We start from the raw sequence: 25165 nt of genomic DNA on the forward strand, positions 1-25165 counted from the left end.
ATGAAAAGGCTATTTGACTTTACGGTTTCTTTGATTCTGTTCGTTGGTCTTTCCCCCATCTTTATCATGATCGCATTTTTAGTTAAATGGAAGCTTGGCTCTCCTATCATTTTTAAACAGGAACGGCCCGGTTTATTTGGCAAACGTTTTTGCTTGTATAAGTTTAGAACCATGACAGACGGAAAAGATGAACATGGTCAATTGCTGCCAGACTATATAAGGTTAACATCTTTTGGAAGGTTCCTACGTAAATATAGTTTAGATGAATTTCCCCAATTATGGAATGTGATAAAAGGGGATTTGAGCTTAGTTGGACCAAGACCATTACTCATTAATTACCTGACGCTCTATACAAAGGAGCAATCTTTAAGGCACAATGTAAAGCCTGGGATAACGGGGTGGGCACAAGTGAATGGCAGAAATGCCCTTTCTTGGGAGGAGAAATTTAAGTTGGATGTTTGGTATGTAAAGAATCGATCGTTCATCCTGGATCTAAGGATATTATTTCTTACTGCGTATAAAGTCCTTGTATCGGATGGGATCAATCAACCTGGAAGTGCGACGGTGGAGAGTTTTAAGGGGTCCAATTCTTCAATGGGCGGGGGCAGTTCATGAATATTTTTGTGATTGGGCATGGAGGTCACAGCAAAGTTGTTGCAGATATCATTCGGACATATTACGAATATCAGATTGTTGGTTATTTGGATAATAAATATGAAGAGGTTCAAATAATCAATGACGAATTTTGTGGACCAATTAGAGCAGCAAGGCAACTTATTGAAAACTTTACAGATGTAAAATTTATTATAGCTATAGGGGATAACAAAAATAGAAAATCAATTGTTAAAGAACTTTCCTTAACTTTCGAATATTATACAACTCTGATTCACCCATTAGCCTGTATTAGCCCAACTGCAAAAATCGGCCATGGTACAGTCGTTATGCCGTATGCTGTCATTAATGCAGATGCTGTTATTGGGAATCATTGCATTATCAATTCATGCTCAGTAATTGAGCATGATAGCAGATTAGAAGATTTTGTTCATCTCTGTCCTAATAGTACGATAGCAGGTACCGTGAAAATACGTGAGGGTTCATGTGTGGGAAGTGGAGCAACAATTATCCCAAACAAAACAATTGGAGAATGGACAATGATTGGTGCAGGAGCAACTGTGATCGATCATCTTCCTGATAATTGCTTGGCGGTGGGTACACCTGCCAGGGTAAAGATGAATAAAAAAGTGAACGCGGGGTGAAGGTCATTGGGTCAAACAACCTTAAAAAAACGAATATTTTTGTCCTCTCCACATATGAGTGGGAATGAACTTAAATATATAAATGAAGCATTTGAAACAAATTGGATTGCTCCTCTTGGACCAAATGTGGATGCGTTTGAAGCAGAGGTAGCTCAATATGTGGGAGCCAGTGAGGCGGTGGCCGTTAGTTCAGGAACGGCAGCCATTCATCTGGCTCTTTTATTATTAGGAGTGGGAATGGGTGATAAGGTATTTTGCTCGAGTCTTACCTTTATAGCGAGTGCGAACCCAATTATTTATCAGGGAGCTGAACCAGTATTTATTGATTCAGAACCTGAAACCTGGAATATGTCCCCACAAGCTTTAGAAAGAGCCTTTTGTGATGCAATCAAAAATGGACCTCTTCCGAAGGCCGTAATTGTTGTAAATTTGTATGGTCAAAGTGCAAAAATGGAAGAACTATCAGCTATCTGTAATCAATATGGGGTTCCTATTATTGAAGATGCAGCAGAGTCACTTGGGGCCATGTATAAAGGGAAAGCAAGTGGCACTTTTGGAAAGTTTGGTGTCTTTTCCTTTAACGGGAACAAGATCATTACTACTTCTGGAGGCGGAATGCTGGTATCAGATGATCGTGAGTCTTTACAAAGGGCAAGATTCTTAGCTACACAAGCACGGGATGCGGCGCCACATTACCAACACAGTCAAATCGGATTCAACTATAGATTGAGTAATATTTTAGCGGGTATTGGAAGGGCACAATTAGAAGTACTGGATGAAAGAGTAGCTGCAAGAAGGGCGATATTTCAACGATACAAAAATGAACTCTCGGACCCTGGAGTAACATTTATGCCTGAGTTAATAGATACCTTTTCTAATCGGTGGCTAACCGCATTAACCATTAATGAGAAAGTGTCAGGGATTTCTGTAACCGAGGTATTGGATGCATTGAGCGAGGAAAACATTGAGGCACGTCCGGTTTGGAAACCACTTCACTTGCAGCCCATTTTTAAAGAAAGAAAATATTATCCTCATAATGAACAAGAAAGTGTTTCAGAAACACTCTTTAATTCTGGGCTGTGCTTACCCTCAGGGTCAAATATGAAGGATGAAGATGTAGAAACTGTTATACACCATATTAAACAAACAGCTATCAAAAGGAAGGAAAGAGCGAGCTATGTTTAGGAAATACTATTAATTTTATGAAAACGGGGTATGTGTCGTGATTGGAAAAACAATGTATCAATTTCGGAAGCAAAAAGGACTAACTTTGTCCGAATTAGCCAAACGCGCTAATATATCTAAGTCTTACTTAAGTAATATTGAACGTAATCTAAATCGGAATCCTTCTATAGAGATAGTTAAAAGAATCGCTACAGTGCTAGATGTGGAATTAGATATATTTTTAAATCTAGAAAAAACGAATGAAGTTCAACAAGAGGTGAATCAAGATTTGATTGATTTTGCGTCACTATTAATGGAAACAGGAATTGAAAAAGAACAAATAAAGGATTATAAAACGTTAATTGAATTTATAAAATGGAAAAATCAGAACACAGAAATAGAAAAAAATTGAGGTAACCTTGATGGAGTATATTAGCAAAATCCCAAAGGTGATCCATTATTGTTGGTTTGGTGGCAAAGAAAAACCTGCAATAGTGAAAAAATGTTTAAAAAGTTGGGAAACGTATCTACCACAATATGAAATTTTAGAATGGAATGAAGGTAACTTTAATATTGAATTAAATTCATATGTGAAAGAAGCCTACAACGCAGGGAAATATGCTTTTGTCAGTGATTATGTTCGAGTGTATGCTCTCTATAATTACGGTGGAATTTATCTAGATACAGATGTTGAGGTATTTAAACCCTTTGATGATCTTTTACATCACAATTCCTTTTGGGGGTTTGAACAAGCGAACTTTATCGCAACAAGCACGATCGGAGCGGAAAAAGGAAATGCACTAATAAAGGAATTTTTAGATTCTTATCATGAGAAAAAATTTATTAGAAATGATGGTACGTATAATCAATTAACTAATGTAGCCATTATTACAAAGTTACTAGAGGATAAAGGATTAAAAACCAATGGCCAATACCAGGAAATTAATAGGTTGGGAGTTTTTTATCCTCAGATCTATTTTTCTCCATATGATTATATAAATTGTCAAACATTCATTACTGAAAAAACCTATACCATCCATCATTTTTATAAAAGTTGGCTACCAGCAGGGAAAAGAGTAAAGGGAAAAATAAAATTGATCCTATCCAAACTAATAGGTGGTCACAATATTGCGAGATTAAGAAAAATGTATCGGTAAGTCAGCTGTTTAAGGAGATTGTGTATGGCCTATTTAAGTAAGAAAATAGTTATGACGCTTATATCTGAAAGTAAAAAACGTGGAGTTTTTATCACTATTTTAATGAATCTTTCCCACGTGGTTGGGATTTTAAGGGGATTGTTTTATAAAATTTTATATTTTAGAAACATTAAGTCCTCCATCTTTTCTCTGCAAGCAAAAAGTAAAATAGAAGTATTTAATAATAAGTCAAAAGTTAATATTGGAAAGTTTGTTTTTATAAGAAAAAACGCCAGCATTCGGCTCGATTTTGATGGGGTACTCAACATAGGGAATAATGTTTTTATTAATGATAATTGTAATATTAATTGTGTTAATCGAATTACGATTGGAAAAAACACCAAAATAGCACCAAATGTTTGTATTAACGATCATGATCATAATTATAAAAAGAATACCCCTGACCATTTAGTTAGAGGAGAAGTAACCATCGGTGAGAACGTCTGGATCGGTTCAAACGTCGTTATATTGAGGAATACCCATATTGGTGATAATGTCGTTATTGCTGCGGGAAGTGTTGTTAAGGGAATCGTACCTCCGAATACAATATATATAAATAAGAGAGAGACAGAACTTAAACCTTATAAAAGTAAAGACAAGGTAGTGCAGTTTAGCGTTTAAAGGTGAGGATAAGGGATGAAGAAGAATGTATTAATTTCTGTATATAATATGGAGATTGGTGGTATTGAGAGAAGTTTAATAAATATGTTGGAAAGCTTTGATTATCAAAAGTACAATGTGGACCTGCTAATCTTTCATCATGTAGGCGAGTTTATGAGTTTGATCCCTAAGACTGTTAATGTATTACCCGAGGTGAGGAAGTACTCTGTTTTTCGTAAACCAGTAACATTGTGCATTAAAGAAAAGCAGTATTCATTAGCATTTATTAGGGTTGTATCAAAGTTATTAGCAAAAGTAAAATTAAAATCTCGAAATTTGGAAGAGGGAGCCGGATATATACAGATGCAACTAACGCAAAAATACTCTTCCTTCTTTATACCAAAGCTTGATAAAGAATACGACGTAGCGATTAGCTTTGCATGGCCGCATGATATCATTGCAAATAAGGTAAAGGCTAAGAAAAAAATAGCCTGGGTTCATACCGATTATAGTAAGTTGGAAATCGATAATGAGCTGGACCTTAAAGTTTGGAATCGATTTGATGATATTGCAGCAGTATCGGATGCATGCAGGGAAGCTTTTTTATCTACGTATCCAACCTTAATCAAAAAAGTGCAGGTCGTAGAGAATATCACTTCTCCAAATTTTATAAAGAAAATGGCGGAGGAAGAGCTGCCACTTAATCAAGAAAAATCTAATACTTTTAATCTTGTCTCGGTAGGCAGATTATCATATGTAAAAGGATTTGATTTGGCAATAGAGGCACTTAAACAGCTGCATAATAAAGGGTTAACCAATATTAAGTGGTTTATTATCGGTTACGGTGGTTATGAGAAGGAAATGCGAGAATTAATTTCTAAGTATGACTTAGAAGATAGTTTTGTCCTTTTAGGAAAGAAAACAAACCCTTATCCTTATATAAAAAATTGTGACCTTTATGTACAGCCTTCTAGATATGAAGGAAAAGCAGTAACTGTTTCTGAGGCTAAGATACTAGGGAAACCAATCCTAATCACCAATTATCCAACTGCTTCTAGCCAAATAGAAAATGAGGTTGAAGGAATGATCTGTGATTTAGGTGTTCCAGGCCTAGTTAAAGGGATAGAGGAGTTTTATCAAAATCAAGAACTGAAGAATACTTTAGTGAAAAACATTAGTAATAAGGATTATAGTAATAGTTATGAACTAGAAAAGCTTTATAAAATCATCAGTTAGAATTCCTTAGATGCTGTAGATTAATGTCGAAGGGATGTTCTTTAAAAAGGATTTATTGTAAGTTATAATGTAAAAAAGGATAAACCTGAACAGACAAAAACTGTACAAAAATTTTTTTGATAGTATCGTTCATTATAATGAACAAACCCGTAGGTAATGAGGGTGAAAACCAAATTTAAAAATAAGTAACTTCATGTTGATTTGAGCATTTAAATTATATTTTTAAGGTGTGAACAAATTGAGGGATACAATTAAAAAACTAGGGGTTCTATTATCTAAAAGGGATAAGAAAAAATTATTATTGCTTTTTTTTATGATGATCCTTGCAGCGATATTTGAAACGGTAGGCATTGGTTTAATCGTTCCTTTTGTTGGGATTGTAACAAATCCTACTATTATTCAGAAGCAATTATTTTTATCAAAAGTATACCAATTATTAAATTTTCAATCGAGCAACACGTTTATTTTGTTTGCTGTTGTCTGCTTACTCACCGTATATATTATTAAAAATGCTTATTTATTATTTTTCTATTCGGTACAATATAAAGTCATTTTGAATCAAAAAGTAAAACTCTCCAAAACGATGTTTAAGTTGTACTTAACAAAACCTTATATATTTCACTTGCAGCGAAATTCTGCTGAATTGTTAAGGAATGTAAACGGAGAGGTAGGAAAGGTATTTGATGGTATTTTATTAGCAAGTTTTCAATTGCTAACGGAGATATTAATTATGACTTTTATCCTTACGTTACTAATTGTTACTGCGCCATTAGCCACTCTTACGTCTGGTATTTTATTGGGTGGGAGTGTTCTTTTATTCTTTAAGATCTTTCGCAACAAGATTACTCATTTAGGAATAGAAAACCAAAATGTTAGCCGTGAGATGATTAAATGGGTAAATCAAGGATTAGGGGCGAGTAAGGAAATCAAGGTTTCGGGAAAAGAAAGTTACTTTGTCAATTCGTTTGCTAAGCAAAGTCAAATCATGGCGAATAATACCATTTATAAAAATACGCTGGATCAAATTCCTAGGCTTTTTATCGAGACCTTATTAGTAACAGTTGTCCTTATTACGATGGTCATTATTGTGTTCCAAGGAACAGAGACATCTACATTAGTGGCTACAATGTCACTATTTGCTATGGCGGCATTTCGTATGATGCCTTCTATAAATAGAATAGTCGCTACAATAACCTCCATTCGATTTAGTCAGCCAGCATTAACAGTAGTCTATAACGATTTAATTAAAGATAATAACGACAAGAATCCAATTCAAGAAGATGCAACAATTGAGCTTAAACATGAAAAGCTAAATAATGGTGAGAAAATATTTCGTAATTCAATTAATCTGGAAAATGTATATTTTCGTTATCCAAATCAAAAGGAGTATTCCATTAAAAATTTATCCTTAACCATTCCGATTGGACATTCTGTTGCTTTCGTTGGAACTTCTGGTGCTGGCAAAACAACTATTGTTGATATCATATTAGGACTATTCGAACCCGAGAAGGGCCGCATAGTAGTTGATGGGAAAGAACTAAATGAACTAATGCCATTATGGAAAAATAAGATTGGCTATATCCCACAATCCATTTATTTATCAGATGAAACTATTCGGAACAATGTGGCTTTTGGAATAAACAATAAGGACATTGATGATATTGCTGTTCAAAAGGCAATTGATGATGCACAGTTAAAGGATTTTATTGATACACTTCCTGAAGGAATAAATACGGTCGTAGGTGAAAGAGGCGTTAGGCTCTCTGGAGGACAACGACAGCGTATTGGAATTGCCAGAGCTTTATATCATAACCCGGAAATTATTTTTTTAGATGAAGCAACATCAGCTTTAGATAATGATACAGAAAAAGAGATTATGAAAGCAATAGATGGCCTTAAAGGAGAAAAGACACTAATTATTATTGCTCATAGACTAAGTACAATTGAAAATTGCGACATTGTATTTAAAGTGGAAAAAGGTAAATTAATGTCAATTGATAATAAACTAAGACAATCAATGTAAGTACCAAAATATTTTAGAAAGGAGGCAAAAGATGTTTCCAAAAATCAGTGTGATAATACCGGTCTATAATGTTGAAAATTATTTACACCGCTGCGTTGACAGTATACTAAATCAAACATTTCAAGATTTTGAAATTATACTAGTTAACGACGGTTCTAAGGATAATTCTGGACAGATTTGTGATGAATATGCACAAAAGGATAAACGAATAAAAGTAATCCACAAAAAAAATGCCAGGGTTTCTGCAGCCAGGAACGATGGAATTAAAATGGCAAAAGGGAAATATGTAAGTTTTATTGATTCAGATGATTGGATTGATTCAGAGATGTACCAAGGGATGATAAACAAAGCAGAAGAATTAGAGCTGGATTTTATTATGTGTGATTATAAAAAAAGATATTTGGATTATGAAGAAAAACGAACACAACCTATTCGCCCTGGTTATTATTCAAAAGAGGACATTAAGAATGAACTATTTCATTGTTTAATCATGTTTGAACAAATCGAATTCCCCCCTACTATATCAAATTGGGTTTGCCTATTGAACTTAAAATTCCTTAGAAAAAACAATTTATACTATGACGAAGATATACACTATTGCGAGGATTCAATTTTAGGCTCAAAAATTATCTATCATTCAACGAGTTTCTACTATTTAAAAGATCATTATTATTACAATTATTTTTACAATCCTGCTTCAACAACGAATACATATAATGAAAATAAGTGGAATGCTTACCTTAAAATAAATGAAAGATTAAAAATATATTTTGGGAAAAATATCGAATATGATTTTAAAAGACAAATTAAAATAAATATGCTGTATTTTACACTAAATACGTTAGGACAATTGAAATATTCCGGGTCCAATGGCAAAGAAAGATTGAATAGGATTCAAGAGATTATGTTTCACCCAAAAGTTACGGAAATATTTGAGGACTTTAAATTACCGAACGTTTCTTGGAAGATGAAAGTTACAATCCTACTTATTAAGTTTAAATTAGTAAGATGGTACAGATTATTTGTACTGAATAAAAGAAGACTAGGCACATTACATTTTACTGATGAGGTTTTGAATAAACAACAGTAAGAAGAAAAATCATTGGTGGATTGTGAGGTTAAAACTTGAAAAAGAAAATTTTGTTTGTAAATGGGCATTTAAAGGTAGGTGGGGTTGAGAACTCACTTATAAATGTGCTAAAAAGTATAGATTTTAACTATTATGAAATTGATTTGGTCTTATTTGAGGGACTCGGTGAATATTCAAAGGAAATTCCTAAAGAAGTAAATATTATTTACTTCGATTTATCAAAAGCGTATGGACCAATCATCCAGTGTATTTTAGCGAACATAAGTATAGGGAATTGGTTCGCTGTTTGTCTCAGATTAATTTTTCTACTAGAGAAATTAATTGGTTGTAAGGCCTTAATTTTTGCAAAGCCGCTTTTTAAACTACATAAAAATTATGATTGTGCCATTGCATACCGTATTGGATTTTGCACAGATTATGTTAGATATATCATTAACAGTAAAAAAAAAATCACTTGGTGGCATCACGGATCTTACGATTATTCGGAAAGCGAAACAAAGCATTGGATGAAAGTTTACAGGGAATTTAACAAGATAATTGCTGTTTCAAATAGCAGCAAAGAATTATTAATTAAAAATATCCATGGAATCCATAATAAAATCCTGACTATACCCAATATTATAAACGTTGATGAAATCAGGTACAAATCAAATGAAGGGATTAGTTATGATACTAATATTAATCCAAATTCAAATCTAACGCTTGTTAGTGTAGGCAGATTATCACCCGAGAAAGGAATGATTAATTGTGTTTATGCTTGTAAAATGTTAGTTGATAACGGATATAACGTAAAGTGGTATCTCATTGGAGATGGTATTCAACGTAATGAGATTGAGAGATGTGTTAAATATAATAAATTAGAAAATAACATATATCCTTTAGGTGCAATCTCAAATCCATATCCCTATATAAAGAATGCATATATATATGTTCATCCATCCCTTGTTGAATCTTTATCAATTACGGTTTTGGAAGCACTGGCTTTAAATACTCCAGTTATTGTTGCAAGGTCAATGGGACCAGAGGAGTTTATACGGCAAAATGAAAATGGTTTACTAGTGGAACCAACCCCTGAGGGTTTATTTAAAGGGATTGTAACCTTAATTGAAGATGGTCAAATATATAATCAATTAAAAAATGATAATAGTGATGTATTAAAAAATTACAGTCCGGAAGTTATTATGGAACAAATCTATGACTTAATCGAGGTTGGTTAGTTAATGAAAAGTGTATTATCAAATTTCTTTCAACGATTTTATCGCACTGATTATATGATTGGATATAGATTTATTAATGATAGTACAGGAATCTTAATGAATAATAGAGCTGAATTTATAGCTTTTAAAAACAACAGAAAATATTGGCATGCAGATCCTATACTATATAAACGAAACGGTAAGATCTATATGTTTTATGAAGCATATAATAAGAAAAAAAGTTGTGGTGAAATTGGAGTAGCCACAATTATTAACAATAGAATAGTGGATCAACAGATTATAATAACTGAACCCTTTCACATGTCATATCCTTTTGTTTTTGATTTTAAAAATAAAATATACATGATTCCAGAAACCTCTTCAGCTAAAAAGTTAATTCTATATGAATCGATTAGTTTTCCAAATGAATGGAAATTTAGCAAAGTGTTACTAGATGAGATTGAACTTTCTGATGCAACTGTATTAAAACTTCAAAATAAATTATATATTTTCGCATCCAAAATATTGAACTTTGCTCCTTACAGTGATGAGTTATTATTATATTCTGTTGATAATGAATTTAATTTAATACCACACAAGAATAACCCAATCATAACTGATACAGAATTTTCAAGGCCAGCTGGAAGGATATTTGAACAAAATCAAAAGTTGATTAGAGTGTCTCAGGATTGCTCAAATGGTGGATATGGTAAAGCTATAAAGTTTAATGAAATTATAAACATATCGGATAACACGTACCAAGAAAAAAATACTTTAACTATTTCACCTGACGATATTCCAAATGATTTCCATAGAAAGTTGACAGGAACTCATACTTATGGGAGGTGTGATGACTTTGAGGTAATTGATGTAAGATACTCAATTTTGGATATAAAAAAACTATTATCTTTTATTTATAGGCTTCCTTATAAGTTCATTAAGAAGTCAATTATAATAGCAATAAAATCCAACCGATAGACTAGATTAGGATTCGAGGAGTCTAGCATGATTAAGAAATATAAAAATAAAATAAATTTATCATTATATAGATTAAATCGACAAATAAGAATTAATCTATTTCCTCTGTCACAAAATGCAGCTACTTTAAAAAAACTTAAAAATAAACATTCAAACATGAGATGTTTTATTATTGGCAATGGTCCCAGTTTGAAAACAGAAGACCTAGATAAACTGCAAAATGAAATTACATTTGCCTTCAATCGGATTTACTATTTATTCGATCAAACAGATTGGCGTCCTACATATTACTGCTCAGAAGATGAAAAAACAATCTTTAAAAGCACTGAAGAAATAAATGAATTAAAAATAGTTCAAAAGTTTTTTCCTGTTAACTTTCCATGGGATTACAAGATTAACTTTCAAAATGCAAGCTATTATATCTTTAAATTAGGTGACAGTAAAGTTGAACCAAAGTTTTCTGAGGACATTGTTAATGGCATATTCTGGGGAAATACTGTTGCTTATACAGCAATGCAAATGGCAGTTTATATGGGAATTAAAGAAATTTATCTTTTAGGAGTTGACCATCATTTTAGTAAAATGGAAAACGATAAAGGTGAAATTGTAATTGATGAAACGGCAAAAGACTATTTTACTGAAAAGTATAATACTGACAAAGATGATTTATATATTCCCAATGTCGAAATTTCAACTCGAGCATTTACTGCTGCAAGGAGATATGCAGATGACCATAATATAAAAATATACAATGCAACTCGTGGAGGTAAATTAGAGGTCTTTGAAAGAGTGGATTTTGATAACATCAATTTTTAGAAAGTGTGGTTATATGTATGAAGATAGTTGGAGTAATACCAGCAAGAGGTGGGTCTACAAGATTTAATAATAAACCCTTAGCTAATATTCTAGGAAAACCAATGGTTTGGTGGGTTTATCAACATTCTATAGAAGTTAAATGCATTGAAGAAGTGTACATTGCTACAGATAGCGAAGAAATTAAAACTGTATGCGAAAATTTTGGTGCAAAAGTTATCATGACTTCAAAGGAGCATGATACCGCAACTGAAAGGCTTTATGAGGTTTCACAGCAAATAGATGCAGAGCTTTATGTAATGATCAATGGTGATGAGCCAGCCATTGAAGCTAAAGATATCGTAAAATGCATTCCATTAGATTTTAATAAAGAAGAATTTTATGTATCAAATTTAATGACAGATTTTACTGATCCCGTTGAAGTTGTGGATACATCTAACTTAAAAATAGTAACCAATAAAGATGGAATTTGTTTATTTATTTCTCGTAGCCCAATTCCCTTCCCCAAGGGTGGAATGAACTATGCTTACCAGAAATTTGTGGGGGTAGGGGCGTTTACAAAAAAGGCACTTCAATACTACCATGAAACACCACGAGGACCGATTGAAAAAGTTGAAGAAAATGATTCCTTTAGATTTATAGAAAACAGGAAGGATATTTATTATATAAATGCACATTGTAAAACCATTTCAGTAGATACCCCTAAAGATATTGAAAAGGTTGAAGAGTATATGTTAAGAAGTGGAGAAATTTCAGTTTATACGCTTTAATGATGAATATGTATTAGGAAAGGATGAATTCATAATGAAATCAATGAAAGTTGGTAATATCTCAGTAGACAACACGATTTTTACATTAATTGCAGGTCCTTGTGTAATTGAATCAGAAGCACAAGTGATGGAGGTTGCATCAAGAATGAAAAACATTACAGGATTACTTGGTATTCCTTTTATTTTTAAGTCATCGTTCGATAAAGCGAATAGAACGTCCGTTTCAGCGTTCAGAGGTCCTGGGATAAATGAGGGTCTTCGTATTCTTAAGCGGGTTAAAGATGAGTTAGGTATACCCGTAGTCACAGATATTCATGAACCAAATCAAGCAAGGATTGCCGCTGAGGTTGTAGATATGCTTCAAATACCTGCTTTTCTATGTAGACAAACTGATTTACTGATAGCAGCAGCAGAAACTGGGTTGCCAGTTAACATTAAAAAGGCACAGTTTTTATCTGCAATGGATATGAAAAATGTTTTTACAAAGGTTGAAGAATCAGGTAACGAAAATATACTTTTATGCGAACGAGGTAACACATTCGGTTATAACAATTTAGTCGTTGATATGACCAACATTATTGAAATGAAAAAGTTCGGCTATCCTGTAGTTTTTGATGCAACACACAGTGTTCAAAAACCAGGTGGCAACGGCACATCAACTGGTGGAAACCGAGAGTACGTGGAATATCTAGCAAAAGCGGCTATAGCAGTTGGTGCAGATGCTTTATTTATGGAAGTTCATGAGAATCCGGATCATGCTAAGTCCGATGGGCCTAATATGGTTAAACTCGATGAAATCGAAGTGATTCTTAAAAAGCTAATTAAAATATTTAAGGCGGTGCACGATGTTGAATCAATTAGATATTCTCACTGAATCAAAAAAAGAACATCAAATTGATATTCTCACTGAATCAAAATTTGTTTTTGAAACTGAGGTAAATGCCATAAACCTTGTAAAAGATGCTCTGGATGAAAGTTTTGTAAGAATAGTAGAATTAATCTCCAATTGTACAGGCAAAGTTATTGTTACAGGAATGGGTAAACCTGGGCATGTTTCGAGAAAAATTGCTGCGACCATGTCCAGTCTTGGGACTTCATCGTTTTTCCTGCATCCTGCCGAAGCGTTACACGGAGACCTGGGAATGATCTCAGCAAATGATATTGTCATAGCTATTAGCTATAGTGGCGAAAGTGAAGAGATTACAAGAATATTGCCTAACATTAAATTGATAGGCGCCACATTAATTGGGATTTCGGGTAACCAAACTTCATCGCTTGTAAAATACAGTGATTACTCATTTGTATTTCCTAAATTTAAGGAAGCCTGTTCGATGAACTTGGCACCTACATCAAGTACAACAGTTGAAATGGTTTTGGGGGATGCATTAGCAGTCTGTTTATCAAAAATCTATGGTTTTCATGAAAGAAACTATGCATTGTATCATCCAGCTGGATCCCTTGGAAAGAAATTACTAGTAAAAGTTAGTGACATTATGCATACAGGGAATAAAAACGCAGTTGTAAAGGCTGGCACGAAGTTAAATGACGCTATTATTGAGATGAGTACAAAGGCAATTGGAATCATTAATATTTTAAATGAAAAGAATGAATTAATTGGAGTCTTTACAGATGGTGATTTAAGAAGAACGTTTACAAGAGAAGTGAATGTTTATAATTTATCAGTAGAGGATGTAATGATAAAAACACCCCTCTACATAGATTCTGATATGCTCGCAGTAGATGCTTTAAAAATGATGAATGATCACAATATATCAGCATTGCCAGTCATTAGAGATAATAAATTGGTTGGAACCGTAAGGGTTAATGATATTCTTGGAGTTGGTATATTTATATGATTAAAGGGAAGGACTTTTCAAAAATTAAAATGTTAGTGATGGATGTTGATGGTACTTTAACCGATGGGAAAATTTATGTCGGTGATAACGGCGAGGTATTTAAAGCATTTAATGTAAAAGATGGTTACCGGTTAATTAATATTAAAAAGTATAATATCATCCCAGTTATCATTACTGGAAAGAAGTCAGAGATTTTAGCGAAACGTGCTGCTGAACTAAAGATTGAAGAAGTTCATCAAGGAATTGACGATAAGCTAAAAGTTTTGGACGAAGTTATTAATAAGTACCAGTTAACTTATGAAAATGTTGCTTATATTGGTGATGATGTAAACGATATTGATTGTATGAAAGTTTGTTATATAAAAGCTTGTCCAGCAGATGCAATAAGTGAAGTACTAGATATCGTGGATTATGTCTGTAAATCTAACGGTGGGAATGGTGCTGTTAGAGAATTAATTGATTTGATTGTTATGTGAGGTATAAATATGACAAGTGTTAAAAATAACAATGCTGTCGATGTAATGAAATTTATATGCGCAATATTGGTGGTGATTATTCATGCTCCACCCCTTCTATCTTATAACGAAATCGCAAATTTTATATTAGTTGAAATTATTGCAAGAATAGCAGTGCCCTTCTTTTTTGTGTGTGCAGGTTACTTCTTTTTTAATAAGATTAATCTGAAAAATGGAAAGGTTGAAATGAATATTAGCCGTTTAAAGAATTATATCTTGCATTTAATAAATCTATATATTTTTTGGACTTTATTTTATCTTATTTGGTGGATTCCCCTTTGGTATCACAGTGGTTTTTTAACTTTAGCCAATATCAAAGGTTATGTATTAAGTATTTTCCTTACTGGAAGTTATTTTCATATGTGGTATATTGTTTCACTAATCTATGGAATGATATTTTCATTTCTATTATTAAGATATATTCGAGTTAAGCTAGTAATTGCAATTGCAGTTATTTTTAATTTAATAGGTACATTTGTATATTCATACTCTTGGATTATCAGTGAGAACATTTTAGTTGATCTCTTTATAAATTTATACGACCTCTTTGGTTCAATAAGTGTTGGATTATTTAGGGCATTTCCATATCTAATGATGGGGCTCTTTTTTTCAAAATATAGAGTAAAAATAACCAATTCGTTAAGTGTAATTCTAAGTGGTATCTGTATATTATTACTTTGCTTGGAAGTTTGGTTACTTAAAACCTCAGGAGATACTTCTAAATTTTCATATGTTTTATTAACAGGAGTCAATGTTTTCTTTATTTTTAATACGGTCAGTAAAATAAAACTAAAATTCAATACGTATTATCCATTATTAAGGAAAATGAGTTCCATCATTTACTTTGTTCATCCTATGTTTATAAATATTAATGGTTTGATTTTGTCGCATTATTTTGACAAAGAGAATTCGGCTATTTTGTTTTTTTCAGTATTGGGATGTACAGTTTTGTTCAGTGCTGGATTTATTAAATTATCACAATCTAAATATTATTACAGATTAAAGTCTGTGTATTGAGGTGGGAAAAATCAAGCCTATAATTTCAATCATAGTACCTGTTTATAATGTAGAAAAATATATTAACCGCTGCATAGAAAGTATATTGGCACAAACTTTTTCTGATTTTGAATTAATATTAATTAACGACGGATCAACTGATAAAAGTGGTACTTTCTGTGAGTACTATGCAAAAGAGGATAGTAGAATTAAAGTCATTCACATAAATAATGGAGGGGTTTCCAACGCAAGAAATACAGGAATTGCTCTTGCTCAAGGGAATTACCTGATGTTTTGTGATAGTGATGACTACGTTGAAACAAATTGGTGTAGCGAACTTTATGAGACTATTAAGCAAGGTGGGAATATCTTACCTGTAAGTGGAATTAGATTTGTATATCAAATCAGAAAACAAAAAGAAGAAATCATTAAAGTATTTCCTAAAAAAGAGTCATTTGATAAAGGTAAGTATTTTGAAACATATAAAAAGGGTCTTTCAGGTAGTTTATGTTGCAAAATATATGACAGAAAAATAATCGTTGAAAACTCTATATTTTTTGATATTAAGGTAAATAGGGGAGAAGATTTACTGTTCAACCTAAATTATATGAGTCATATGGAATCCTTTGTTACAGTCCCAACAATTACATATAATTACGTTCATTCGAATGAATTCAGTTTAATGAACGGCTATCGAAAAGATTTATTTGATATTGCTTTAATGGTTTATTACGCCTGGAAAAATTATTTTAAACAAAATAATGTTGATACGGAACAAATTGAGGGATTTGCAACTTATTATTATCTGAATTTTTTGAATGTGCTTCAGAATACTTTTGATAAACGGAACAAAGAAAAATTAGTAAAAAAATTAATCTATAATAATCGAATTCTAAATTCATCAGAATTTACTGAGTGTATAGAGTTGGCAGATACTTCAAAAGAAGATAGTCGATATATAAAGTTATTAAAAACGAATAATTATTATTTAGTTTGGTTTTTGGAACAAGCTATAAAACTAAAAAAATATTTACTGCGTAATAAAAGTCTTTTCCGCTTCAGTTATTTTAAAAGGAATTAAATTATGACGTAAGTAGATGAGGAGTAAGAGGTATGAAGAAATTATTGCTAAAAATGTATTATATATTTCTTGATTTAAAAAATAATTTTAAGGTATTACGGGATAAATTAAATTCGGTTATTAGTAAGCCCCCAATTGTTAAAACAACTGATGAAACCTTGAGCAAAATAATAAATGAGAAGTGTTCTGTAAGCCGCTATGGAAATGGCGAATTTAATATTATGTTTAAGGGAGAGCAATTCTTTCAAGAGTATGATTATGATTTGAGTTTACGCTTAATCGAAATTATTAGCTCACAAAGTAAAAATCATATTGTATGTATTCCTGATGTTTTTAGTAATATCGATAAGTTTACAGATAGAGCACAAAATTTCTGGAGAAAGTATTTAATTTTAAACAGAAGTAAAATATATCGGAAGTTAAAAAAGAAGAAAGTCTATTATGATGCAATGGTGACTCGTCTATATATGGACTACAAAGATAAAAGTAAATCAGATGAGCGCTTTTCAAAATTCAAAATGATCTGGGAAGATAGAGAAATTATTCTCGTCGAAGGTGAACAAAGTAGATTAGGGGCTGGTAATAATTTATTTAGCAATGCTAAATCTTTAAAAAGGATTTTATGCCCAGCTGAAAATGCATTTGCAAAATATGAAGAAATTCTAACTGCAGTTAAAAAATACGATACGTCAAAATTAATACTGCTTGCACTTGGACCAACAGCAACAGTGTTAGCATATGATCTTTCTAGAATGGGTTACCAAGCAGTTGATATTGGAAATGTAGATATCGAGTATGAGTGGTTTTTAAAAAGGACTCAAGTTAAAACGCCTGTTAAACACAAATATACTGGAGAAGTTGCCAATGGAACGAAAGTTGAAAAATTGCATAATCCAGAGTATGAAAATGAAATCCTGGTTCAAATCCTTTAATTAGCAGTATGACTTTTATAGCAAGGCAATAAGGGAGGAACAGAAAGAATGAGCAGTATGTTAGTAAATACAATTAAAAAGGTAAAGTTCCGGTATTCCCCGTATAGGCATGACTGGTACTATGGAAGCATAATTTACAAAATGGAAAAAGATCTTGAGATATTCAAAATGAATTCAAACAAAAACACACCTTTTTTAAGTAAACCAGGAATTTCTTTTTCCTTTGATGATAGTTTTAGAGTTAAACATTGGTATAAATATGGAAAAGAAATATTCGGGTATCATGATGTCAAAGCAACTTTTAATATTAATGCATTTCATCATTTTGAAGGTCGAAGAGAACACACTCAAGAAGAAATAGACATGTTGCTAGAACTACAAGCAAACGGTCATGAAATTGCACACCATGGATATAAGCACCATAATGCAAAAGGTTTTTCCGATGAAAAAGGTTTATCTAGTTGGTTAGAGGAAGAAATAATACCTTTGTTTACCTGGATGGAAAATCAATCACATTCAAAAACGAAAGAAAGATTTAAAAAACCAGTAACATACGCATTTCCATACTCTCATTATAACGAAGGTAATATTAAGGAATTAGTTCCAAAATATTTTAAAATCGTTAGAGGACACTTAACCGAAAATAACCTAATTCCATTTAATTTTACTGGACTTGCACCTTCAATTAGAATTGATAGCAATTTTCTTACTAATGTTAAGTATATTAAAAGAATAATGAGACTTGCAAAGAAATCGGGAAAAAATCTAATTTTTATGTGTCACTCATTAATTCCAGAAGAAATTAACTGGAAGTATTTTGGTTGGGGTGAGGATTCGAATGCAGCTGGAGAGTGGAGAATATCACCCAAAGTTATTAAAGAAATTATTGGTGAAGCCAAAAAGTTGGATTTGGAATTTTATACAACAGCGGAAATTGCTGGTGTCGCAACATTTATAGACAAAAATTTGGAGAACTGTGCAAGGAAACACATTTTAAATTCTGATGGTCCATGGATTTCTATATCAGAATTAAGCATGATAAAGGAATTAGATTTAAGTGGTAAAAATATTTCCAATCTGGATGGGATTCAATATTTTGTAAATTTAGAAAAGCTTAATTTAAAGGATAATAATATTTCAGATTTTAGGATTTTAGAGAAACTTAAAAAATTGAAGGATTTTGAGCTTTCTAATAATCATTATTAAATAGAAAAGTATTAAATTTATATAAATAGAAGAAATATTATAATAACTTTCAATTAAATTTGTTGAATTTTGAAATAATCTGAGGTGCTTATATGGCAAGTCGATATGAAGAATTAGATTCACTTCGTGGAATTGCCTCGATGTCTGTTTTTTTTGGTCATCTAACTTTAATTCCAAAATTAACTGTTTTATCAATATTAACTTCGGCGTACTTTCCTCTAAATATGTTTTTTAGTGGAGAAGCATCTGTAATCTTTTTCTTCGTTTTAAGTGGTTTTGTTTTATTTTTACCTTATTCTAACTCAAAGCAACAAAGGTACGGGGTTTTTCTTATCAAAAGAATCTTTCGAATCTATGTTCCATATTTAATAGCAATTATCTTTACGATATTTGCATGCTTATTATTTTCAACTGGGGGAATTAAAGAGTTAAGTAGCTGGTTTAATCAATCATGGAAATTTCCAATAACAATAAATATTTTGGTAAATCACTTAATCTTAATAGGAAACTTCAATTCAAATCAATTTGATGATGTAATTTGGTCTTTAATACAAGAGATGAGAATTTCAATAATTTTTCCATTTTTAGCTTTAATCATAAGGCGTTTTAATTGGAAAGTATCTTTCGTTTTATGTTTAGGGCTACTAATTTTAAGCAGTTTAAATAATTTATTTTCATGGCAGACTAGCTATGGTTATCGAACTTCCATTTTTCATACCTTTGAGTATATTCCGATGTTTATAATTGGTGGCTTTTGTGCAAAAAATACTAATAAATTAATTACCTTTTATACCCAACTATCACTTTTAGTGAAGATTTTAGTTTGGATAGCTGCATATTTATTATTTAATTACCATGTGATAATGACTAGTGTTGCAGATTTTTTTAGACTCTATTCTTTTGAACATATTCTAAATGAATTTTCTATCGTTGCTGGATCTATATTAATAATAATTATCACTTTATCATCAAAAGGATTTCAGAGATTTTTACTAGTTAAGCCATTAAGATTTTTAGGAAAGATTTCTTATAGTTTATATCTTTTTCATTTACCAATACTATTTAGTTTAATTTATTTGTTCTATGACTCAATTCCTTATTGGATAATAGTTGTAATTACTTTTCCACTAACGTTATTACTTTCTAATGTTTCCTGGAATTACATTGAGAAACCTTCCATTAATTATGGAAAAACCTTAATTTCTAAATTAAAAAATACTGCGAAAAAAAGGTTAGTTTCAAGTAAGGAGCTTTAAAAGATGTACGGGAAAATAGCAATTAGGAAGGGAGGATTCAAAAGGGTGGGAAGCAACATTAACGATGTGTTTACATATATAAAAAGGGTTACTAAAAAAGTCTATCGTTTCACAAACTTTATTTCTTTTTATATAGTTAATATTCTTTCGAAATTCAATATTCCAATTGGCAGAAATAATTACAGAATATTAAAATTAAAAAATAAATATCATGGTAAGCGTTGTTTCATTATTGGTAATGGTCCAAGTTTGAAACCAGATGATTTAGAGAGATTGAGAGGTGAAACCACATTTGCTTCTAATAAAATATATAAAATTTTTAATCAAACCACATGGAGACCAACTTTTTATATGGTTGTTGATTCAATAGTCCTAGAAGAGAATGTAAAAGATATAAATTTAGTTAAAGCAAAGACAAAATTAACCTTAAACTGTTATAAACATTTATTTAAAGCAGATATATATTTTAACAATAACCTTAATAAAAACAAATTTGGATCCTTTTCAACGAATATAATGGAATCATTATATTCGTCAGGTACTGTATCTTATCATTTACTTCAAATAGCAAATTATATGGGGTTTTCAGAGGTTTATTTACTAGGGCATGATTACAATTTCAAAGGTGCCATTTCAAAAACAAAAGATTTATCATTCCTTAAAAAAGATGAAAACTCAACAATTTATTTTAGTGAAGATTATGTTAGACCAGATGAAAAGAAGGCAGGTCAGGCCCCAGAGGAAATGTACAATGGTATGGAAAAAGCAAAAATAGTGTATGAAAGTTCAGGAAGGAAAGTTTATAATGCAACACGGGTTTCTTACTTGGATGTATTTGAGCTTAGGAATTTTGATGATTTATTTGGAAATCAAAATGAAGAAAATAATCTAAAAATAAAAACTAATGGTTAATTACCTTGTTAAGGGATCCCCTCTGTTAGGATGGGATATGGTATGGGCCTTTAGTGGTTATAATATAGTTAACACGGGGGTCGATCTCCCAAAGTTTTAGTTAATTAATTATTCTGTATAGTGAATACATCTAAATGTCTCCATATGAGAAATTTCCATACACAAAGAGGAGGTTTATATGAGCAAGGTAAGTGTTATTGTTCCTGTATACAATGCGGGCAAGAAACTTGAAAAATGTATTAAATCTATCTTGAATCAGTCTTTCTCAGACTTTGAATTAATTATTGTAAATGATGGTTCCACTGATAATAGCCTTGAAATATGTAAAAAACATGCAAACAAAGATAAACGAATAAAACTGATTAATAAACTAAATGGAGGCTCAATTGCTGCTAGAAAAGATGGTGTTAGTGCATCTTCAAATGAATATATTATGTTTGTTGACGCTGATGATTGGATTGCTACTGAAGCTATTGAGATTTTGTACAATGAAACGGTAAGAAATCATACAGATATTACAGTTTGCAATATGTATAAAGTATTAGGAAAAGGATATCTAATAAAAAAAGAAATACAGAGCTCTTTTTTCAATGAAAATAAACTTTATTTAGAGAACGAAATTAGAAGTAAATTAGTACTCTCCTACTTATGGGGTGATGATTTTCCTTCATCTTTGTCTGCAAAACTTTATAAAAAACAACTATTGCTTTCATCTGGAAAATATCTAAATAATATAACATTTTTCGGTGAAGATTTATTTTACAATTTAGAAATATTCCTTAAAGCAACTAGAGTCAAGATTATTAACCGTCCTCTATATTTCTACAGACAAGATGGTTTCACAAGTAAATATATGAGTAGTCTATATACAGATGCTATTAATGGATATAAAATTCAAAAAGAAGTAATTGATGAATATTATCAAGGCAAGTTTAGGTATCCTTATGGTGGTATAAGTATCATGCTATTGAATACCCTCAAAGCATGTTTTTGCAATTTATTTTTTAGTAATTTGACAGATAACGAGATCAAAGAAATAATTAAAAATTACATTTCAAATGATTGTGTGAGAGATTCAATACTTAACGATAGATCACAAAAATTTCTCTCAAAAGACTATTTAAATGCAATTGAACAATTTAACATTGAGTATCTATTTCAATTAGGAAAAAAAATGTATAGAAAAAGATTGCCGAAAAAAATATTAAGTAATATAGTTACAAAACTTGCTATTGTTTAATAAATAAAGCATCGACTATTTTTATATAGCTTTTATAAGCACTTACAGAAGAAAAGTGAGCCTTAGAGTGCTAGAGTAGTATTTCCTTTAAAAGTAATTTGATACCTAAAAAAGAAACAGGTCAATAAAAAAAGAATGTTGACTACAATTCCTTTAGGTAATATGATAATTATACCCAATTGTTCTTTATAAAGAATTTATTATTAAGAATCATCTGGTTAAAAGATTCATAATATAGATTTAAAAACTTACCAATTTTTTTTGAAGTTACTGTTCTATTTAATGAACGGCAAATAGAGAATATTGATTTGTTGATGAATCTGGATTTCTACCTCATTTATTGGCTTCAGATAGGGAGAGTAATAATATGAAAATTCTTGTGTTAGCTAACTTCGGTATGGGCTTGTATAACTTTAGAAAAGAACTATTAGAAGAACTAATAAACCAACAAAATGAAGTTTATATTTCGCTGCCAATTGATGAGTATGTACCAAAGTTAGTGAGTTTGGGTTGCCAATTTGTAGACACTCCTCTTGAACGGCGTGGAACCAATCCCATTAAGGATATAAAGCTTTTGCTCCACTACATAAAAATAATCAAACGAATGAAGCCAGATGTTGTTTTAACTTATACGATTAAACCGAATGTTTATGGTGGCCTTGCCTGTAGAATCACGAAAACCCTCTATATCACAAACATTACAGGGCTAGGCACATCAATTGAAAATAAGGGTGTCATTCAGAAAATCACGTTAAGGCTTTATAAGGCAGGATTAAAAAAAGCATCCTGTTTATTTTTTCAAAATGAAACGAATCTAAAATTCTTTAGTGATAAAAATATAGTAAAAGGCAAGGCTAGAGTGGTTCCAGGCTCGGGAGTGAATTTAGCTCAGCATCCACTTGAAGAATATCCCGATGATCATGAAAGGAACAGATTCCTTTTTATAGGACGCATGATGAAAGCAAAGGGGATTGAGGAACTACTACAAGCTGCAAAAATTGTAAAAGAAAAATACTTTAATACTCAATTTGATTTAATTGGCAGCTGTGAAGAGGATTACTATCATCAATTAGTTGAATTAAAAAAATCAGGAATTATAAATTATCATGGTCAGCAGAATGATGTCCACTCATTTATTAAGAAATCTCACGCCACAATCCTTCCTTCCTATCATGAAGGTACAGCAAATGTACTCCTTGAATCTGCATCGTCTGGACGTCCTGTTTTGGCCACCCTAGTACCGGGGTGTAAAGAAACCTTTGATGAAAATGTAAGTGGTTTTGGCTTTGAAGTTAAGAGTGTTGATAGTTTAGTTGAATCAATTATCAAATTTATAAACCTATCCTATGATCAAAAAAAAGCAATGGGAATGGCTGGGCGCAAAAAAATGGAAAACGAATATGATCGGGAAATAGTCATTAATGCATACCTTGAGGAAATTAACAATTTGGTAGGGAGAAATGAATATGAATTTATACGAGAAGATTGTTAACAGAGAAGAAAAAGTATCATTAATCGGACTTGGCTATGTTGGTATGCCTATTGCTGTTTCCTTTGCTAAGAAAGTGGATGTCATTGGATTTGATGTAAATAACGAAAAGATTGAACTTTATAACAATGGGATCGACCCTACAAAAGAAGTAGGAAATGAAGTAATTAAAAATGCCACTGTTGATTTCACTTCCGATGAAAAAAGGCTGCGGGAGGCCAAATTTCATATTGTAGCAGTACCTACACCTGTGAAAGAAGACCGAACACCAGATTTAACACCGATAGAATCAGCAAGCAAGACTCTTGGGAGAAATCTAACGAAAGGTTCAATCGTTGTCTTTGAATCTACTGTTTATCCAGGTGTAACAGAGGATATTTGTGTTCCTATTTTGGAAAAGGTATCTGGTTTAAAGTGTGGGTTAGATTTTAAAGTGGGCTATTCTCCGGAAAGAATAAATCCTGGTGATCAAGAACATAGATTAGAAACAATCATAAAAGTTGTATCTGCAATGGATAAAGAGACACTAGATATTGTGGCAAAAGTATACGAATTAGTTGTAGAGGTTGGGGTTTATAAGGCGGAAAGTATTAAAGTAGCTGAAGCAGCAAAGGTAATTGAGAATTCTCAACGAGATATTAACATTGCCTTTATGAATGAACTCTCGATTATCTTTAATAAAATGGGCATTGATACAAAAGCTGTGCTACAGGCAGCTGGGACTAAATGGAACTTCCTTAACTTTTCTCCTGGTCTCGTTGGTGGGCACTGCATAGGTGTTGATCCCTACTATCTTACCTACAAAGCAGAACAAATGGGCTACTATTCTCAAATTATCCTTTCAGGAAGAAAAATAAATGACGATATGGGCAAGTATGTAGCAGAAAGTACGGTAAAGAGAATGATCAAGGCTAATAAGCAAATTAATGGCTCAAGAGTAGCTATTTTTGGTGTTACCTTCAAGGAAAACTGCCCAGATGTTCGCAATACAAAGGTAGTAGATGTAATTAAAGAATTAGAAGAATTTGGAGTAGAAGTAAGAGTTGTTGACCCCCTAGCCGATAAAGATGATCTATGGCATGAATATCGAATTAATCCATACGAAGTCCATGAAATAAACGAGATGGATGCAGTTATCTTTGCCGTTCCACATGATGAGTTTAAATCTATACGTCTAGATGACGTAAAGAAGATGTTTAGATCATCAGGGCATATCTATATCCCCTCTGAAGCGATGAATGAAGTGGCTGCAACTTCTGAGTTTAATACAGCAGCTGACAGTAACGTATTAATGGACATCAAGGGTGTTTTTAATCGAGCAGAAGCTGAGAATGCGGGCTTTTTATATTGGAGGTTATAA

The 25165-nt window shown here is 31.9% G+C and carries 25 protein-coding genes; all 25 read left to right on the forward strand.

Annotated features, from left to right (window positions below; translation table 11 throughout):
- Nucleotides 1–615 carry a sugar transferase gene (locus tag RCG22_RS20145; protein ID WP_308104416.1) on the forward strand — a complete coding sequence of 205 codons (615 nt, stop codon included), beginning with the start codon at nt 1–3 and terminating at the stop codon, nt 613–615.
- On the forward strand, nt 612–1256 hold the full coding sequence (locus RCG22_RS20150) for an acetyltransferase (protein WP_308104417.1): 645 nt from the start codon (nt 612–614) through the stop codon (nt 1254–1256). Before RCG22_RS20145 ends, RCG22_RS20150 begins: the two co-directional genes overlap by 4 nt.
- A 54-nt stretch (nt 1257–1310) precedes the next feature.
- On the forward strand, nt 1311–2441 hold the full coding sequence (locus RCG22_RS20155; protein ID WP_308104418.1) for a DegT/DnrJ/EryC1/StrS family aminotransferase: 1131 nt from the start codon (nt 1311–1313) through the stop codon (nt 2439–2441).
- A 37-nt stretch (nt 2442–2478) separates the two neighbouring features.
- Nucleotides 2479–2832: a helix-turn-helix domain-containing protein gene (locus RCG22_RS20160; protein ID WP_308104420.1), complete on the forward strand. Its 354-nt coding sequence runs from the start codon at nt 2479–2481 to the stop codon at nt 2830–2832.
- 10 nt (nt 2833–2842) lie between these two features.
- The gene (locus RCG22_RS20165; RefSeq protein ID WP_308104421.1) at nt 2843–3577 is read left to right on the forward strand and encodes a glycosyltransferase family 32 protein; all 735 of its coding nucleotides are present in this window, start codon (nt 2843–2845) and stop codon (nt 3575–3577) included.
- Nucleotides 3578–3601: 24 nt separating this feature from the next.
- Nucleotides 3602–4237: an acyltransferase gene (locus RCG22_RS20170; protein WP_308104422.1), complete on the forward strand. Its 636-nt coding sequence runs from the start codon at nt 3602–3604 to the stop codon at nt 4235–4237.
- 15 nt (nt 4238–4252) lie between these two features.
- The gene (locus RCG22_RS20175; RefSeq protein ID WP_308104423.1) at nt 4253–5452 is read left to right on the forward strand and encodes a glycosyltransferase; all 1200 of its coding nucleotides are present in this window, start codon (nt 4253–4255) and stop codon (nt 5450–5452) included.
- A 229-nt stretch (nt 5453–5681) separates the two neighbouring features.
- The gene (locus tag RCG22_RS20180; RefSeq protein WP_308104424.1) at nt 5682–7475 is read left to right on the forward strand and encodes an ABC transporter ATP-binding protein; all 1794 of its coding nucleotides are present in this window, start codon (nt 5682–5684) and stop codon (nt 7473–7475) included.
- A 31-nt stretch (nt 7476–7506) separates the two neighbouring features.
- Nucleotides 7507–8565 (forward strand): glycosyltransferase family 2 protein, encoded by a 1059-nt coding sequence (locus tag RCG22_RS20185; RefSeq protein WP_308104425.1) that lies wholly within the window; start codon nt 7507–7509, stop codon nt 8563–8565.
- A 35-nt stretch (nt 8566–8600) separates the two neighbouring features.
- The gene (locus tag RCG22_RS20190) at nt 8601–9782 is read left to right on the forward strand and encodes a glycosyltransferase (protein WP_308104426.1); all 1182 of its coding nucleotides are present in this window, start codon (nt 8601–8603) and stop codon (nt 9780–9782) included.
- A gap of 96 nt (nt 9783–9878) precedes the next feature.
- Nucleotides 9879–10739, forward strand: a complete 861-nt coding sequence (locus RCG22_RS20195) for a glucosamine inositolphosphorylceramide transferase family protein (protein WP_308104427.1) — start codon at nt 9879–9881, stop codon at nt 10737–10739.
- A gap of 27 nt (nt 10740–10766) precedes the next feature.
- On the forward strand, nt 10767–11555 hold the full coding sequence (locus tag RCG22_RS20200) for a 6-hydroxymethylpterin diphosphokinase MptE-like protein (RefSeq protein WP_308104429.1): 789 nt from the start codon (nt 10767–10769) through the stop codon (nt 11553–11555).
- A 17-nt stretch (nt 11556–11572) separates the two neighbouring features.
- Complete coding sequence (locus tag RCG22_RS20205; RefSeq protein WP_308104430.1) at nt 11573–12322, forward strand: 3-deoxy-manno-octulosonate cytidylyltransferase; 750 nt, start codon at nt 11573–11575, stop codon at nt 12320–12322.
- Between the two features lie 34 nt (nt 12323–12356).
- Nucleotides 12357–13196, forward strand: coding sequence for a 3-deoxy-8-phosphooctulonate synthase (gene kdsA / locus RCG22_RS20210; RefSeq protein WP_374049484.1), 840 nt, complete (start codon nt 12357–12359; stop codon nt 13194–13196).
- Entirely contained in the window at nt 13168–14178 is a 1011-nt protein-coding gene (locus RCG22_RS20215) for a KpsF/GutQ family sugar-phosphate isomerase (RefSeq protein WP_308104432.1), read from the forward strand. Before kdsA ends, RCG22_RS20215 begins: the two co-directional genes overlap by 29 nt.
- Nucleotides 14179–14207: 29 nt before the next feature.
- On the forward strand, nt 14208–14654 hold the full coding sequence (locus tag RCG22_RS20220) for a KdsC family phosphatase (protein WP_308104433.1): 447 nt from the start codon (nt 14208–14210) through the stop codon (nt 14652–14654).
- 9 nt (nt 14655–14663) lie between these two features.
- The gene (locus tag RCG22_RS20225; RefSeq protein ID WP_308104434.1) at nt 14664–15710 is read left to right on the forward strand and encodes an acyltransferase family protein; all 1047 of its coding nucleotides are present in this window, start codon (nt 14664–14666) and stop codon (nt 15708–15710) included.
- A gap of 1 nt (nt 15711) precedes the next feature.
- Nucleotides 15712–16770 carry a glycosyltransferase family 2 protein gene (locus tag RCG22_RS20230; protein WP_308104435.1) on the forward strand — a complete coding sequence of 353 codons (1059 nt, stop codon included), beginning with the start codon at nt 15712–15714 and terminating at the stop codon, nt 16768–16770.
- Nucleotides 16771–16802: 32 nt separating this feature from the next.
- A complete protein-coding gene (locus RCG22_RS20235) occupies nt 16803–17702 on the forward strand; it encodes an SP_1767 family glycosyltransferase (RefSeq protein WP_308104436.1) in 900 nt (299 codons plus the stop codon).
- A 168-nt stretch (nt 17703–17870) separates the two neighbouring features.
- Entirely contained in the window at nt 17871–18908 is a 1038-nt protein-coding gene (locus tag RCG22_RS20240; RefSeq protein WP_308104438.1) for a polysaccharide deacetylase family protein, read from the forward strand.
- 92 nt (nt 18909–19000) lie between these two features.
- Nucleotides 19001–20164 carry an acyltransferase family protein gene (locus RCG22_RS20245; protein ID WP_308104439.1) on the forward strand — a complete coding sequence of 388 codons (1164 nt, stop codon included), beginning with the start codon at nt 19001–19003 and terminating at the stop codon, nt 20162–20164.
- A 3-nt stretch (nt 20165–20167) separates the two neighbouring features.
- A complete protein-coding gene (locus tag RCG22_RS20250) occupies nt 20168–21076 on the forward strand; it encodes a 6-hydroxymethylpterin diphosphokinase MptE-like protein (protein WP_308104440.1) in 909 nt (302 codons plus the stop codon).
- Nucleotides 21077–21254: 178 nt separating this feature from the next.
- The gene (locus tag RCG22_RS20255; RefSeq protein ID WP_308104441.1) at nt 21255–22316 is read left to right on the forward strand and encodes a glycosyltransferase family 2 protein; all 1062 of its coding nucleotides are present in this window, start codon (nt 21255–21257) and stop codon (nt 22314–22316) included.
- A 367-nt stretch (nt 22317–22683) separates the two neighbouring features.
- Nucleotides 22684–23808: a glycosyltransferase family 4 protein gene (locus RCG22_RS20260; RefSeq protein WP_308104442.1), complete on the forward strand. Its 1125-nt coding sequence runs from the start codon at nt 22684–22686 to the stop codon at nt 23806–23808.
- Nucleotides 23783–25165 (forward strand): nucleotide sugar dehydrogenase, encoded by a 1383-nt coding sequence (locus tag RCG22_RS20265; RefSeq protein ID WP_308104443.1) that lies wholly within the window; start codon nt 23783–23785, stop codon nt 25163–25165. The genes RCG22_RS20260 and RCG22_RS20265 overlap by 26 nt, the downstream gene beginning before the upstream one ends.

It is taken from the genome of Neobacillus nitrireducens (genome assembly GCF_030915405.1).
Taxonomy (GTDB): Bacteria; Bacillota; Bacilli; order Bacillales; family Cytobacillaceae; genus Neobacillus.

Excerpts from the sequence above, each read along its gene's own strand:
- RCG22_RS20235 (WP_308104436.1), top strand. The coding sequence starts at position 16,803 with ATGAAGAAATTATTGCTAAAAATGTATTATATATTTCTTGATTTAAAA.
- RCG22_RS20255 (WP_308104441.1), top strand. The coding sequence starts at position 21,255 with ATGAGCAAGGTAAGTGTTATTGTTCCTGTATACAATGCGGGCAAGAAA.
- RCG22_RS20195 (WP_308104427.1), top strand. The coding sequence starts at position 9,879 with ATGAATAATAGAGCTGAATTTATAGCTTTTAAAAACAACAGAAAATAT.
- RCG22_RS20175 (WP_308104423.1), top strand. The coding sequence starts at position 4,253 with ATGAAGAAGAATGTATTAATTTCTGTATATAATATGGAGATTGGTGGT.
- RCG22_RS20215 (WP_308104432.1), top strand. The coding sequence starts at position 13,168 with ATGTTGAATCAATTAGATATTCTCACTGAATCAAAAAAAGAACATCAA.
- RCG22_RS20150 (WP_308104417.1), top strand. The coding sequence starts at position 612 with ATGAATATTTTTGTGATTGGGCATGGAGGTCACAGCAAAGTTGTTGCA.
- RCG22_RS20170 (WP_308104422.1), top strand. The coding sequence starts at position 3,602 with ATGGCCTATTTAAGTAAGAAAATAGTTATGACGCTTATATCTGAAAGT.
- RCG22_RS20265 (WP_308104443.1), top strand. The coding sequence starts at position 23,783 with ATGAATTTATACGAGAAGATTGTTAACAGAGAAGAAAAAGTATCATTA.
- kdsA (WP_374049484.1), top strand. The coding sequence starts at position 12,357 with ATGAAATCAATGAAAGTTGGTAATATCTCAGTAGACAACACGATTTTT.
- RCG22_RS20205 (WP_308104430.1), top strand. The coding sequence starts at position 11,573 with ATGAAGATAGTTGGAGTAATACCAGCAAGAGGTGGGTCTACAAGATTT.
- RCG22_RS20145 (WP_308104416.1), top strand. The coding sequence starts at position 1 with ATGAAAAGGCTATTTGACTTTACGGTTTCTTTGATTCTGTTCGTTGGT.
- RCG22_RS20260 (WP_308104442.1), top strand. The coding sequence starts at position 22,684 with ATGAAAATTCTTGTGTTAGCTAACTTCGGTATGGGCTTGTATAACTTT.
- RCG22_RS20185 (WP_308104425.1), top strand. The coding sequence starts at position 7,507 with ATGTTTCCAAAAATCAGTGTGATAATACCGGTCTATAATGTTGAAAAT.
- RCG22_RS20155 (WP_308104418.1), top strand. The coding sequence starts at position 1,311 with ATGAGTGGGAATGAACTTAAATATATAAATGAAGCATTTGAAACAAAT.
- RCG22_RS20240 (WP_308104438.1), top strand. The coding sequence starts at position 17,871 with ATGAATTCAAACAAAAACACACCTTTTTTAAGTAAACCAGGAATTTCT.
- RCG22_RS20165 (WP_308104421.1), top strand. The coding sequence starts at position 2,843 with ATGGAGTATATTAGCAAAATCCCAAAGGTGATCCATTATTGTTGGTTT.
- RCG22_RS20200 (WP_308104429.1), top strand. The coding sequence starts at position 10,767 with ATGATTAAGAAATATAAAAATAAAATAAATTTATCATTATATAGATTA.
- RCG22_RS20220 (WP_308104433.1), top strand. The coding sequence starts at position 14,208 with ATGTTAGTGATGGATGTTGATGGTACTTTAACCGATGGGAAAATTTAT.
- RCG22_RS20245 (WP_308104439.1), top strand. The coding sequence starts at position 19,001 with ATGGCAAGTCGATATGAAGAATTAGATTCACTTCGTGGAATTGCCTCG.
- RCG22_RS20250 (WP_308104440.1), top strand. The coding sequence starts at position 20,168 with ATGTACGGGAAAATAGCAATTAGGAAGGGAGGATTCAAAAGGGTGGGA.
- RCG22_RS20225 (WP_308104434.1), top strand. The coding sequence starts at position 14,664 with ATGACAAGTGTTAAAAATAACAATGCTGTCGATGTAATGAAATTTATA.